The organism is Dyadobacter frigoris, assembly GCF_005280585.1.
GTDB lineage: Bacteria > Bacteroidota > Bacteroidia > Cytophagales > Spirosomataceae > Dyadobacter > Dyadobacter frigoris.
Window position 1 is genome coordinate 61,643 of sequence record NZ_SZVO01000011.1, and the last position, 13,839, is coordinate 75,481.

At 40.9% G+C, this 13,839-nt stretch carries 12 protein-coding genes; 3 read left to right on the plus strand and 9 right to left on the minus strand.

Going from position 1 to position 13,839, the window contains the following annotated elements; translation table 11 throughout:
- Positions 1-44 precede the first annotated feature (44 nt).
- Both FDK13_RS22225 and hemH read left to right on the plus strand, forming a co-directional pair.
- The gene (locus FDK13_RS22225; RefSeq protein WP_137342223.1) at positions 45-998 is read left to right on the plus strand and encodes an N-acetylornithine carbamoyltransferase; all 954 of its coding nucleotides are present in this window, start codon (positions 45-47) and stop codon (positions 996-998) included.
- An 83-nt stretch (positions 999-1,081) separates the two neighbouring features.
- Positions 1,082-2,143, plus strand: coding sequence for a ferrochelatase (gene hemH, locus FDK13_RS22230; protein WP_137342224.1), 1,062 nt, complete (start codon positions 1,082-1,084; stop codon positions 2,141-2,143).
- A 181-nt stretch (positions 2,144-2,324) separates the two neighbouring features.
- On the opposite strand, the gene FDK13_RS22235 is transcribed toward hemH, so the two are convergent.
- From FDK13_RS22235 to FDK13_RS22250, 4 genes are all read right to left on the minus strand, one after another.
- Positions 2,325-3,473, minus strand: coding sequence for a cysteine desulfurase family protein (locus FDK13_RS22235; protein ID WP_137342225.1), 1,149 nt, complete (start codon positions 3,471-3,473; stop codon positions 2,325-2,327).
- Positions 3,473-4,879: a phosphoglucosamine mutase gene (gene glmM, locus FDK13_RS22240; RefSeq protein WP_137342226.1), complete on the minus strand. Its 1,407-nt coding sequence runs from the start codon at positions 4,877-4,879 to the stop codon at positions 3,473-3,475. Before glmM ends, FDK13_RS22235 begins: the two co-directional genes overlap by 1 nt.
- A 107-nt stretch (positions 4,880-4,986) precedes the next feature.
- Entirely contained in the window at positions 4,987-5,829 is an 843-nt protein-coding gene (locus FDK13_RS22245; RefSeq protein WP_137342227.1) for a transglutaminase family protein, read from the minus strand.
- A gap of 70 nt (positions 5,830-5,899) precedes the next feature.
- On the minus strand, positions 5,900-6,916 hold the full coding sequence (locus FDK13_RS22250) for an alpha-E domain-containing protein (RefSeq protein WP_137342228.1): 1,017 nt from the start codon (positions 6,914-6,916) through the stop codon (positions 5,900-5,902).
- 222 nt (positions 6,917-7,138) lie between these two features.
- Here FDK13_RS22250 and FDK13_RS22255 point away from each other — a divergent pair, with 222 nt between their 5' ends.
- The gene (locus FDK13_RS22255) at positions 7,139-8,692 is read left to right on the plus strand and encodes a helicase HerA-like domain-containing protein (protein WP_137342229.1); all 1,554 of its coding nucleotides are present in this window, start codon (positions 7,139-7,141) and stop codon (positions 8,690-8,692) included.
- 55 nt (positions 8,693-8,747) lie between these two features.
- On the opposite strand, the gene FDK13_RS22260 is transcribed toward FDK13_RS22255, so the two are convergent.
- The 5 genes from FDK13_RS22260 to FDK13_RS22280 all read right to left on the minus strand — a co-directional run bounded on the left by FDK13_RS22260 (position 8,748) and on the right by FDK13_RS22280 (position 13,832).
- Complete coding sequence (locus FDK13_RS22260) at positions 8,748-9,248, minus strand: acyl-CoA thioesterase (RefSeq protein WP_137342407.1); 501 nt, start codon at positions 9,246-9,248, stop codon at positions 8,748-8,750.
- A 96-nt stretch (positions 9,249-9,344) separates the two neighbouring features.
- Entirely contained in the window at positions 9,345-10,427 is a 1,083-nt protein-coding gene (locus FDK13_RS22265) for a Gfo/Idh/MocA family protein (RefSeq protein ID WP_137342230.1), read from the minus strand.
- Between the two features lie 117 nt (positions 10,428-10,544).
- Complete coding sequence (locus FDK13_RS22270; protein WP_137342231.1) at positions 10,545-11,900, minus strand: neutral/alkaline non-lysosomal ceramidase N-terminal domain-containing protein; 1,356 nt, start codon at positions 11,898-11,900, stop codon at positions 10,545-10,547.
- Between the two features lie 128 nt (positions 11,901-12,028).
- Positions 12,029-13,153, minus strand: coding sequence for a 3-keto-disaccharide hydrolase (locus FDK13_RS22275; RefSeq protein WP_170982881.1), 1,125 nt, complete (start codon positions 13,151-13,153; stop codon positions 12,029-12,031).
- Between the two features lie 100 nt (positions 13,154-13,253).
- Positions 13,254-13,832 (minus strand): NAD(P)H-dependent oxidoreductase, encoded by a 579-nt coding sequence (locus FDK13_RS22280; protein WP_137342233.1) that lies wholly within the window; start codon positions 13,830-13,832, stop codon positions 13,254-13,256.
- Between the last annotated feature and the right edge of the window lie 7 nt (positions 13,833-13,839).

Below are 13,839 nucleotides of genomic sequence, written 5' to 3' on the forward strand. Positions count from 1 at the left end.
CATTGCGAAAACCATTGCGTCCATTGCGGTTAAATACAATATTAATGAAACATTTTCTTTCCTTTGCAGACGTCTCAGATCTTAATCGCCTTATTACAAGCGGGATTGAAGCGAAACGTAATCCCTTTGCTGACGAAACACTTGGCAAGCACAAGACCATCGGTTTAATGTTTTTTAATTCAAGCTTACGTACCCGTATCAGCACGCAAAAAGCCGCTGCCAATTTGGGGATGACTGTGATCGTGATGAATGTTGGGCAGGATAGCTGGGGACTTGAAATGGAAGAAGGTGTCGTTATGAATGGGACCAAAGCAGAACACGTAAAAGAGGCAGCAGCGATCATGGGACGCTATTGTAACATTATCGCAATCCGGTCTTTTGCCGAGCTGGAAGATCGTGATAAAGATTATGCTGAAACTGTTTTTCAACAATTCAAAAAATATGCTGAGGTTCCGATCGTAAATCTGGAATCGGCCACACGCCATCCGCTGCAATCTTTGGCAGATTGTATCACCATCGAAGAATTTAAAATTAAGGAACGTCCGAAAGTAGTTTTAACCTGGCTACCCCATTTTAAGGCACTTCCTCAGGCCGTTGCCAATTCTTTCTGTGAATGGATGAATCCAATGAACGTGGAACTAGTGATCACACATCCGGAAGGATATGATCTTGATCCAAAATTTGTTGGTAAAGGACAGGTTATCTATGATCAGGATAAAGCCTTGGAAGGTGCTGACTTTGTGTACGGGAAAAACTGGTCGTCTTACAACCATTACGGTCAGGTTTTGACGCAAGATCCTTCCTGGATGATCACAGAGGCTAAAATGGCTTTGACAGACAACGGAAAATTCATGCATTGCCTTCCGCTCAGACGAAATATGAAAGTGGCCGACGAAGTATTGGATGGACCTCGTTCACTGGTTATTGAGCAGGCGGCAAACAGAGAGTGGTCTGCACAGGCTGTCTTGAAAGAAATTTTGCTTGGCTTGAACGCATAAAAACTTTTCACGTCTGAACTTTGTAGACTCCGGGCAAAGTTATATCAACTGGTAACGAATCCCGTTATAAAATTTAATTTAAAATGAATACCGAAACGCTGACAAATCCATCTTTACCAAAAGAAAAACCTGTTGGAAAAACAGGCGTTTTGATCGTAAATCTGGGCACACCGGATAGTCCTTCCGTTCCCGACGTAAGAAAATATCTACGTGAATTTTTAATGGATGAACGCGTTATTGATATACCGTACCTGAACCGATGGTTACTGATTAACCTGATTATAGCGCCTTTCCGTGCACCAAAATCTGCCAAAATTTACCGGGAGCTTTGGACACCGGAAGGATCCCCGTTGAAGATTTACGGCGAGTCTGTTGAAAAAAAATTACAAAAGGTATTAGGCGATGATTTTGTGGTCAAGCTAGCTATGCGTTATCAAAGTCCAAGCATCGAGAATGGTCTGAATGAGCTCAGAAAACTTTGTCTTTCTGAAATTATCGTCGTTCCGTTCTTCCCGCAATATGCTTCTGCTTCCACGGGTTCTGTTTACAAAAAAGTAATGGAAGTTGTGAAAGATTGGGAAGTTTTACCTGAAATCAAATTTATCAACCGTTTCCTGGATCATCCGAAATTTGTTGAAGGTTTTGTTAACCTTGGCAAAAAATACATGGCTCAGCGCGAGTACGACCATTTTGTTTTCAGTTATCACGGAATCCCGGAAAGACAAATCACAAAAGGCGACGTTGCTAATTACTGCCAGTTCGGTACTTGCTGTGATACTTTAAACGAAAAAAACCAGCATTGCTACCGTGCCCAATGTTACGAAACGACCAGACTTTTTGTAAAAGGAATGGAAATTCCGGAAGGGAAATATACAGTTGCATTCCAATCAAGACTTGGTAAAACGCCGTGGATTAAACCTTACACGGATGAGCTTATCCCCGAATTGGCAAAAAAAGGAGTTAAAAGTGTATTAGCATTCTCCCCGGCTTTTGTCGCAGACTGTTTGGAAACAACCATCGAAGTTGGTGAAGAATACAAAGAGTTATTTGAAAAAGAAGGCGGCGAACACTGGCAATTGGTGGAAAGCCTGAATGACAGCGATATCTGGATTGAGGCATTGGAGGATATGGTTAAGAAGGCTTAATTCTTGGTCAATTTTTGTCAGGGAATGGTCATGAAATTGTCATTTGTAGTCAAGGATTGGTTTGGTAATTCCTCATATTTTTCAATGTGTTATTTTCGAAAAGAGTTATAAACAAAAAGAAGTCAACTTTTAAAGGTTGACTTCTTTTTGTTTATAACTTAAATATTTTTGCTTATCACAGTTAAAGCATCACTGATTCTCTCCGGTAAAGCTCTGCTAATGTATCTACTGCGAAATCAACTTCTTCTGCAGTGTTATATTTTCCAAAAGAGAAACGCACATTTGCACGGTCCGGATTGATTTGAATTTCAGTTAAAACATGTGATCCCACATCTGTCCCACTTGCGCAGGCGCTTCCACCTGAAACGGCTACTCCGGCAATATCCATGTTGAAAAGCAACATATCATTTAACCCAGAAGGTGGCAGACTTACGCTTAAAACGGTATATAAACTTTTATCCAGCAAATCTGATTTTCCGTTGAATGACACACCTTCGATATTCTCCTGAAGTTTGTGAATCATTCGGGTTTTAAGATTTTCGATATGTAAGCGATGCTGATCCATATCGCGGTACGCGATTTCCAATGCTTTTGCCAAACCTACAATTCCGTATACATTTTCAGTTCCTCCACGCATGTTGCGCTCTTGCGCGCCACCGTGAACGAAAGGGAAAATCTTGGTTCCTGGCTGAACGTATAAAAAACCAATACCTTTTGGGCCATGAAATTTATGAGCTGAACCAACGATGAAATTGGTTTTCATTTGCTGCAAATCATGTTTGTAATGACCCATGGTTTGTACCGTATCACTATGAAAAATCGCATCATAATGTTTGCACAAATCACCTACTGCATCCAGATCAAGCAAATTTCCGATTTCATTGTTCCCATGCATTAAGGAAACAAGTGAGCGGGAATTTGTTTGCAAAAGTGTTTCCAAATGTCCCAGATCCACTTCTCCCTTCTCATTCAGATTGACATAACTTAATTCAATCTGCCCTGTTTTTGCCAGATGTTCCAGCGTATGAAGCACAGCATGGTGCTCAATTTTCGAGGTAATGGCATGTTTCAATCCAAACGTTTCGATGCTCGAACGAATTGCTGTATTATCTGCTTCTGTTCCGCCAGATGTGAAAAAGATCTCCGCAGGCGCTGCATTTAATATCCCTGCTACACTTTTCCTCGCTCTCTCCACAGCAGAACGAACTGCACGGCCATAGGAATGAATTGAAGAAGGATTACCAAAAGTCTCCGTCATCAGAGGCAACATGGTTTCCAAAACGATCGGATCCAGGCGAGTCGTGGCAGCGTTATCAAAATAGGCTTTCATTATTTATTTTTCGGTTCTGAAATGATTTCTTTGATATCAGAAATGATTTTATTTGCCAGATTCACAGCCGTCGTCAACGTTTCAGATTCTGAATAAATCCGGATAATAGGTTCTGTATTTGATTTACGTAAATGAACCCATTCACGGTTAAATTCAATTCTTACCCCATCAATCGTGCTCAGAGGCTGCTTGGAATATTTTGTTTGAATACGGCTCAGAATATTGTCAACATCAATATCGGGCGTCAATTCAATTTTATTTTTTGAAATATAATAGCTTGGATAAGACTTGCGAAGTACTGATGCAGTCTTACCAAATTTCGCCAAATGGGTTAAAAACAATGCAATTCCAACCAAAGCATCACGCCCATAATGGCTTTCAGGATAAATAACACCGCCGTTTCCTTCACCGCCAATAACTGCATTATTTGCTTTCATTGTTGTAACTACGTTCACTTCGCCCACAGCAGAAGCAAAATATTCGCCTCCGGCTTTCAGGGTTACATCTTTTAAAGCCGCCGTAGAAGACAAGTTCGAAACTGTATTTCCCGGCGTATTTTTCAAAACATAATCTGCCACAGCAACCAATGTATATTCTTCTCCAAATGGCGTTCCGTCTTCACAAATCAGTGCCAGACGGTCAACGTCCGGATCAACCACAATTCCCAGATTAAATGCTCCGTCTTTCAGTTCCTTACTGATATCACGTAAATGTTCCGGTAATGGTTCTGGGTTATGTGCAAAATTACCCGTTGGCTCACAGTGTAACTTTTTAATATTTTTTGTTTCAACGCCTAATGCTTCAAGCAGCATGGGAACAACAATTCCTCCTGTTGAATTCACGGCATCAACCACAATTTTGAAATTGGCAGCTTTGATCGCTTCAACGTCTACCAGAGACAAAGAAAGTACGTGATCAATATGCTTTTGAAGATAAGTATCATCCGATTTGTAGCTTCCCAGTTTTTTCACATCCGGGAAAAGGAAATCTTCCTCATCTGCAATTCTCAGAATTTCGGTACCTTCTTCTTCTGAAATGAATTCACCCTCATGATTAAGCAATTTCAGCGCATTCCATTGAATCGGGTTATGGCTGGCCGTCAGGATTATTCCTCCCGCTGCACCTTCCATCGTCACCGCAATTTCAACGGTTGGCGTTGTTGATAACCCAAGGTCAATCACGTGAAGACCAACACCTTGTAAAGTACCTGCTACCAATCGACTTACCATTTCACCGGAAAGTCTGGCATCACGCCCTATCACTACCTTTAAATTCTGTGTATTTGTCCGCCTCAACCACGTGCCATAAGCTGCAGCAAATTTAACAACATCAATTGGAGTCAGTGCATCTCCGGATTTCCCTCCTATTATCCCTCTGATTCCTGATATAGATTTGATTAACGTCACGATCTGGTTTTCCTCTGTTTGTTACGATACAAAAATAACAAATTTCCCGCGGTCTATCGGATTATTTACTAAAACAATACTAGAAATGAGTAATTGGTTCTAATCCATTATACCAGTTCAATGTCCACATGCGTCACCAAAGACGAATGAGCAGAGCCCCGGAAAAATCCCATAACCGGTGCTAATTGGTCAAAGTCCGCGGATGCACCCAAACTAATATGATTATTGGCAATCACCTTTCCTTCTGTCGGATCGAATCCGCGCCAGCCGGCACCGGGCAAATAAACTTCTACCCAGGCATGAAGCTCGTGTGCCTGCATAGGATTTCCGTATAAATACCCGCTTACAAATCTGGCTGCAATACCGATACTCCGGCACGCAGCGATAAACAAACGCGAATAATCACGGCAAGACCCCGTTTTATCCCGCAAGGTATCATCCGGAGGATAAGCAACGCCGAACTCTCTGTTTTGATAAGAGAAGTTTTCAGCAATATATTTACTTAGTTCAACCAGAAAAGGAACAGTTCCCCAATTAACTTCGGCTGCAATTTTTCTGGCAAATTGCTCAACGTAAGTTGTTGCTTCACTACGGCTCAAATAAGGAATAAGATATTTGTAGATCCTGTTATCGTACAAAAAAGGAATATTTTTCGTGATAAAAGGAAAAAGTACAAAATCAAAAACATTGACCGGATCCGAGCACACTGTCATTTCTGCACGGACTTTCAAACTCGTTACCCGACCATTAAAAAAGTGGACAACCTGTTCAACATTTCCTTCTGCATCTACATTTTTAACAATGTTTGAAGGCGCAGGATCTATCACCAGCGAATACTGAAGTACGCGTTGGTGGGGATAAGCTTTGGGATACAGATACAAAGTATGCGAATCCAACTCAACAGGAAAATCGTAACTATAGTCAAGTGAATGACGAACTTTCAGATTCATAGAATTTCCCGGGCTTAGCAAAAAATGATGCTCGTTATTAATATTAAACCCTTGTAAGACTACATTTGGTTCAGTTCATCCACTGGCTGCGGATATGCCCGGAAGTTTGCCCCATTGACTGCGTTTGAGATTTCTCCGATTCAAGACCAAAATACAAATCGAAAATTGCACTGTCAACTTCGTTATTATTAGTTTGAAAACGATCCAGATATTTGTGAAGACCTATCTTAAATACATCTTCCACATCGGTAAATTCAAGTTCGCTGCGCATTTTGCTTAATGCTCTTTCAGCAGCATTTGTATGTCCGCGTTCAGGAATAGAGCCTGCAATGGCATACAAAGAAAGTTCAGCCTGGCGAACCGAATAAGCGATGGAACGCGGGAATAATTTATCAAGAATTAAAAATGCCACGATATTCATCGGCGTTAAAGCACGATGCGTTTGACGGTACATATTATAAGCACTTACAGATTTCAAAACCGCAGTCCACATCATCAAGTCCAAAGTTGAGCCAGAAGTACCAGTATCTTGTAAAAGTGTAAAATACTTAACATCCAGAAACCGCGAACATTTATCAGCACGTTCAATATGACGGCCCAAACGACCAAAATGCCATGCTTCGTTACGCGTTATGGACGCATCAACTACGCCATGGAATAACTGGCAGTTTTTACGGATATCTGTAAAAAAAGACTGCATGTGATCCATATTCCGGAAATCTTCCGGAGAAGTTCCACGGATTGTCAGATAAAACGTATTGATACTTTCCCACATTTCTTTCGAAATGGTTTCACGGATCGTACGTGCATTTTCTCTGGCTTCATACAAACAGCTTACAATAGAATTCGGATTGCGCTTATCAAACGTCATAAAATGGATCACGTCCTCCTTAGTCGGTTTGTCATAATATTTGTGAAACAGGAAATGATCAGCTGTGGCAATAAGAAGCGGCTCCCATTGTTCGTCCACATCCGGCGGAAGGTCAAGTGCAAGGTTAAAATTAACTCCGACAAAACGGGCATAATTTTCAACCCGTTCCATATAACGATTCATCCAATAGATTGAATTAGCAACTCGACTAAGCATAAGCGGCAAGAATTGTATTTAATAAATTATTTCAGAATAATATAATAGTGTTAATACCAAAATACCTAATAATATTCCGCAAAAACAAACTACTGCGAAAAATAATATAACTTCTTTAAAGAATATCATTTCACTTAGAATATTCTCTCCGAGGCTTGAAATCATTACAAAATATATAATTTTGGTAAATTAGACCATTATTAACAATAACCCTATACACAAGTGTCAAAAAGAGATCTATTCGTAGCGGCAATCCAGAAATCTTATCAAACGGATAAACCAACGATCCACCTGGGATCGGCTATTCTTGACGGAGAAATAATCACAGAGGCGAAGGTAAGTTTACCGCTTCGTATGATGAACCGCCATGGCTTGGTCGCTGGCGCAACCGGCTCGGGAAAAACACGCACACTTCAGGTTTTAGCAGAACAGCTTTCCGCGGCGGGCGTACCTGTTTTCATGTCGGATATTAAAGGAGATTTATCTGGCATCGCACAGCCAGGAACATCAAATGCTGCAATTGAAGAGCGTTCAGCCATCTTAGGAACTCCTTTTGAAGCAAAGGGTTTTCCTGTTGAACTATATTCATTAAGTGGAAATAAAGGTGCACAAATGCGTGCGACTATTTTGGAATTCGGCCCTATTTTATTGTCAAAAATATTTGAGCTGAATGATACACAATCGGGTGTATTGGCTATTCTTTTCAAATATGCCGATGATAAAAAGCTACCTATGATTGATCTGAACGACTTGAAAAAAGTATTGAGTTATCTGTCAGAAGGTCCGGGAGCGGTAGAAATAAAGTCAGATTATGGCTCGATTTCTTCGTCAACGGCTGGTACAATTCTTCGTAAAATCGTTGCTCTGGAACAACAGGGTGTAGGATCAATTTTTGGAGAAAAGTCCTTTGACATTTCTGATCTGATCAATAAGGTTGACGGACAAGGTGTGATCAGTCTTTTGAACATTTCTGATGTTCAGGATAAGCCGGCGTTATTCTCGACTTTTATGTTGAGTTTGTTAGCTGAATTGTATCAAACTTTGCCGGAAGCGGGTGATCTGGACAAGCCAAAACTGGTTTTCTTTTTGGACGAAGCACATTTACTTTTCAAAGACGCGCCAAAAGCATTTATGGATCAGATTGAACAGGTTGTCCGTTTGATACGGTCAAAAGGTGTAGGGATTTTCTTCTGTACGCAGATGGCTCAGGATATTCCTGTTTCTGTTTTGGCGCAATTAGGAAACCGTGTTCAACACGTACTTCGCGCTTTCACGCCTCAGGATGCTGATGCGCTTAAACAAACGGTAAAAACCTATCCTCGTTCAGATTTTTATTCCATTGACCAGATATTAACTACTCTGGGTATCGGCCAGGCGCTAATTACGGTTTTAAATGATAAGGGTATCCCAACCGAAGTTGCGGCTACGCATTTGCTGCCACCAACGTCAATAATGGGCCCGATGACACAATCGGATTATGAAAATCATGTGCGCCAGTCGGATGTTTATTTGAAATATAAAGATCCTATTGATCCTGAAAGTGCCTACGAAATATTAACGAAACGGATTGAAGAACAAACAAGACAGGCTGAGGAACTGAAAGAAGAAGCCACTGTTGCAAAAGGCGGAGGCAAGCAGGAAAAAGGTATGTTTGAAGAAGCCTTAGCTTCACCTTTGGCAAAACAAATTGGCAGAGAAGTAGTTCGTGGCGTATTTGGAATGCTGTTTGGGAAATCAACAACCAGAACAAAAAAAGGTGGTTTATTCGGATTTTAAGATTTAAATATTTCTACTACCTAAGCTTATAAATGCTTAGGTAGTAGAAGTAATATTATTCCCAGCCAATTACACAGCGTTGTTCAACAAGTTTATCAAGATTTTCAGTTACATCAATTCTGCCTTTTTCACTATTAAAAGCGTGACGAAATTCTTCTCTCAACTGCCGGCGCGTCATTGCTTCCAGAAATCTCCTTCCATCCTCTTCACTTTCCAACAACAAAGGCGGAACCACTGCCGGAAGATCATCCTCCCCTTTCGCCACCATGGTTACATAAGAAGTATTGGTATGCCGCTGAATTCCGTTCCGGACATTTTCTGCAATAACACGAATGCCGATAACCAGCGAAGTTCTTCCCACATAATTTACCGATGCCATTAAAGAAACCAGGTCTCCCACTTCAACCGGTTTCAAAAAATCAACTCCGTCTACCGAAACTGTCACACAATACGTTGCGGCATGGCGCGAGGCACAGGCGTAAGCAACTTTATCAATCAGTGACAAGAGAATTCCTCCGTGTATTTTTCCACCAAAATTGGCATAAGACGGAATCATTAATTCTGTAAGTGTAGTTTGTGAAAAACTGACGGGTTTGGGATCGAGGGAAGGTCCGGTTTTTTGCACTGGAAATCGGTTTTAAATGAATAGCTTTTATAAGGTAACAGTTTTTCCTGATTTAGCCGATTTACGGGCTGCTTCCAGGATTTCAACAACAGTTACATTAACAGGCAACCCATACAAATCATTTTTATCCAGTTTCAAACGACCTTGTACAACGTCCGACAAAACTGAAAAAGGATCTGTATAAGGAGCAGGGCGCGGATCGATTTTCTTTTTTTCTTCCGGTGCTTTATCCTGTAAACGTTCTCTGATTGTTGTAGGGTCAACGGCTATTGCATAACCTTTGGTTCCGTAAACCTCCATGTCTTTACGCGCAAAAGTCCAATTCCAGGAAGCCTGGATAATACATTGCGCTTTTGGGTATTGCAAAACGATGGATGCTTCATCGTCTACATTCTTATAAATATCCGGTTTATTCTGATGCGCAACAGCCGTTACCGAGATTGGGCGTTCACCTTTCATAAGCCATGTCATCAGGTTTGCACCATAACATCCAAAGTCGGTTAAAGCACCAGCTCCGTTTTTAACAGGATCAGTCAAAATCTCGAAAAACTCTTTTCCAACACCGATTTCCTTTGGTCCCTGATGGCCGTCATTAACCATTACTTTTCTGATTTCCCCTAATTTTCCGGCCGTGTAAAGGTCATTTACATATTGATTGCTGGCATACCAGGAAGTTTCATAATTTGTCAAAACCTGAATATTATTTTTCAGTGCAAGACTTTGAATTTCCTTGGCATCAGCGAAAGTTGTAGCTAACGGTTTTTCAACCATCACATTAATTTTTCTTGGTGCACAGGCTCTTACGATTGTAATATGCTCATTGATCGGACCAAAAGCAGAAACCGCTTCCGGTTTTGTTTCATCCAGCATTTTGTTCAAATCACTGTAAAAAAGCTTTTTGTCCAATTTATATTTACTGGCAAATCGGTCAACCAATTCCTGATTCGGTTCGTAAACGCCAACAAGTACAGCGTCTTTTTTATCAGAACGATTAAATGCCCAGCCAACATGGCCGTGACTTAATCCGGCCACAGCAAGGCGCATAGGAGATTGAGCAAAACTGGCGGTCGCAATCATTGCAACCAGCAAAATTGATAATAAATACTTCATGGATTCAGGCGTTAGGGATTTAGCTGTTAGGCGTTAGAAAATAAGACCGATGCAAATTTTTAAGCAAAGAATTCCGGCCCGCCGCCCTAATCGCTAACAGCTAATCGCCAACAGCTATCAAGACATTTTGTCGATCAAATCCTTAATTGCTTCCTGAAAATATGCACCATTGTAAGGACCAAACCAGCTCATGGTTTTAGTTTCATACAAGTCTCTATCAAAGTATTTATCATTGGTAATATACCCAACGTAACCACCATTGAAACTCGTTACCATTAAATGCAGACCTTTATTTGCGGCATAAGCGGTTAATTCCGGCATCAATTCCCCTGAAAAATCACAAGGAACGCCAACCATCAAAATATTTCCAATCCGTAATGCTTTGATATAAGAAGGAACATCCCCAAAAGCCCAGCGAAAAACCCAGCTTCTGAGCGCAAGATTTGGCATAATTTTAGGTCTTGGATCTCTTAAAGGCAAGGGAACAGTAACCGACCGAAGAATTGCAGGCTGTTTTTCAAATTTTCCAAGAATGGTTTGAATTGATTTTTCAACATTTCCAGCCTGGTTTTTCACTTCGTCAAAATCATCTTTTCCCTTTTCGATTGGCGCCATACTTCCCACCGCGCCTGCCATATAAACAGCAAAATTTGCTTCTCTGCTTTCCAGGTCATCCACGAGAGCACCGGCCCAATCACGAGATAATTCCATTGTACTTGCATTCAAAATCGTGGAATGAGCTGCGTAAGAACTTATCATCGCTTTTTGCCCGTTAGCACCTGAAATTTCCAGGTTTCTTACCCACGGATCAACAATTCCTTCTTCACCAACCAGACGATTTTTGATATCAAGCGTATCTTTTACTTCACCAAAACCGATGGTTGCGGATTGTATATTTTTCTTTGCGTCGTTTATGGATTTGATAATGGCCTGCGCCACAGTCTCCACCACAGCCGCGTCATATGGCCCGGCAAAAAGTTTTCCTGTAATGGTATTATACCAGCCTCCCAAACTATTGTGACTGTGGATAGCTCCAAAATAAATCTGATCAAAAGTAAATCCGGTAGCAGGGAGAAGTTCCTTAACGCGAGCCGTAATATTTGGCGGGACAATCAGCATATCAGCCGTTATTATAGCGGCTTTCGTTACGCCATTTTCAACAATTATCGTCCGCACATAAACTGAATCATGTACCGCCTCATAATGTTTTCCTCTTCTTTTACCATAACCTGCCATTGGCCCGGGCATCGCTGGCGTAATATTCACTTTCGCCCAACCAGCGCTTAATGTCTGAGAAACTGTATCGGTAGCTGTTTGATTACTTACTTTAGCAACGTTTTCTTTCCACTGTTTGTAGTAAGACATTTCCTTGTAAGGCGTCCGGTCGATTGTGGTTACCATCGTTGCAACCATTATCACTAGAATAAGTAATATTGAACCGATGACATAAAGGAGAATTTTCAGGAATTTCATTGATTGGGCAGGATTGTTTTGTAGGGTAAAGATAGGGAAGGAATTGTAAATTTTGGAAGATGAAAGTTACAGTTTAGTCAAATTGAAAAGTAGTGATCAATTGTTATCATATCGTTACGATTGATACTCTACCGACTTTCCAAAATAACCTCAAAATCCGGGACCGGCCCCAACACAGTTTCCAGTCTCAGCTTGACAATTGTGTTTGCAATTGTTCCTGCTTTCACTGAAACCGGCAATGTAAACGATTTCCCTTTGGCTATTTTAAAAGGAAAAGAAGGTAAGTTGATAACAAACTGATCATTGAATGCACCGATAATTTCAACCGCTACCAATTCAACATCATCGCCAGAGTTCGTGATCTTCAATACTTGCGGTTTATCAGGATTAATATTTTTAAGAGTAGATTGATCAGCCACTAAATACGGCGCATTTTTGCGATTAAAATTAACGGGTCTCAACTCCATATTTTTATAAAAAACCTCCGCTCCTTCAGATTGAAACTGAATTTTCCCTCGGGTGGTTTGTTGGTGTATTCCTGGGCGATAGGTATTAAAAAGGCGATTTACCACAAATCCATTCACAATGTAAACGGCATCTGCGCCACGGGTTATCAATTCACAAGTATTCCATTGTCCATGCGAAAGTTCAAAATCTCCTGAACGATAAACCCTTCCTCCACCGACTGCGTCCGCATTTCTGTGCAGAGGAGCATCAAGACTGTATTGATCCAGCGATTTCCCCCGGACATTTTTCTTTTGTAAAGAAAATTCCGCAGAGCCTGCTCCAACGCCAAAAAAATCACCGATTTCTCCCTCCTGAATCTGTAATTCACTACTTCTTAACCAGCAGCCGTAAGCAAAATCATACGGACCAGTTGCATGATAAAGTAATCCGGCATCGCGCTTAATGGTGTCATCCGGCATAGGATACCATTTTTTCTCACCCCATTTCACTTTGAATCTCAAATGATAATTTTCATATTCATCCTTTGTACTTACCCCACCCCAAAGCTGACCGGAAACATGAATTGCTCCTTCTGAAACAGTAAAAACTTTAAGCGGATCATTATTCAATCCAAACGGTTTTTGGCTGGTACCTTCCGCCTGCCGCAGATAAGTATCCCAATTGCCAAGATCTTTTCCGTTGAAAATGGATTTCCACTGCGAATCAGATTGATTTTGAGAATAGGCGCTCATGCCAAGTCCGAAAATGAAAGTGAGGAAAATATAAAGGCTTCTAAAACTATTCATTTGTCTCATATTAAAGTATTCAATATAAAACCAATAATAGCAGCGTGAATACTATTTATACTTTCCCTTTTTTCATTTAAATGATGATTGTTTTACAAAATTATCTCAAATTTCTTCCGAGTTGCTCAATTTTAACAAGCCACTTTGTTCTATATTCCTCCGTAGATTTCCGGATCGGACCAAATGTTGTGGTACGGACAGGTTTGAAACCTGAAAATTCAAGCGTCATTTTCTTCATTGTATGATAAGTCGGGCGACCATTTACGAGCCAATAATACCAGGCCGGCTGGTCGAGTGTGCTGATAATATGGGCGCTTCGGCCCGTCAAAAGTTTATCCCACCAAACAGAATTATCACGATATTTAAATGCAAAGCCCGGCAAAAATGTCCTGTCGATAAATCCTTTCAATAATGCTGGCGTACCTCCCCACCAAACGGGATACACCCAAACAATATGCTCCGCCCAAAGTATTTTTTGTTGCGCATCCAGCAAATCCGGCTCCAACTCGGTTCGCTTACGGTAACCAAATTGGAGTATTGGATTAAAATCCAAATTACTCAATAATAATTCTTTAATCTCGGCACCTGCTTGTAATGCTCCTTTTTTATAGGCATCCGCTATTCCTGCTGCAAAACTTTCCGGATCCGGATGTCCGTTGATAATTAATATTTTCCTCATCGCTAAT

Coding starts and splice junctions, on each gene's coding strand:
- FDK13_RS22225 (WP_137342223.1), top strand. CDS start 45: ATGAAACATTTTCTTTCCTTTGCAGACGTCTCAGATCTTAATCGCCTT.
- hemH (WP_137342224.1), top strand. CDS start 1,082: ATGAATACCGAAACGCTGACAAATCCATCTTTACCAAAAGAAAAACCT.
- FDK13_RS22235 (WP_137342225.1), bottom strand. CDS start 3,473: ATGAAAGCCTATTTTGATAACGCTGCCACGACTCGCCTGGATCCGATC.
- FDK13_RS22245 (WP_137342227.1), bottom strand. CDS start 5,829: ATGAATCTGAAAGTTCGTCATTCACTTGACTATAGTTACGATTTTCCT.
- FDK13_RS22250 (WP_137342228.1), bottom strand. CDS start 6,916: ATGCTTAGTCGAGTTGCTAATTCAATCTATTGGATGAATCGTTATATG.
- FDK13_RS22260 (WP_137342407.1), bottom strand. CDS start 9,248: ATGATTCCGTCTTATGCCAATTTTGGTGGAAAAATACACGGAGGAATT.
- FDK13_RS22265 (WP_137342230.1), bottom strand. CDS start 10,427: ATGAAGTATTTATTATCAATTTTGCTGGTTGCAATGATTGCGACCGCC.
- FDK13_RS22270 (WP_137342231.1), bottom strand. CDS start 11,900: ATGAAATTCCTGAAAATTCTCCTTTATGTCATCGGTTCAATATTACTT.
- FDK13_RS22275 (WP_170982881.1), bottom strand. CDS start 13,153: ATGAATAGTTTTAGAAGCCTTTATATTTTCCTCACTTTCATTTTCGGA.
- FDK13_RS22280 (WP_137342233.1), bottom strand. CDS start 13,832: ATGAGGAAAATATTAATTATCAACGGACATCCGGATCCGGAAAGTTTT.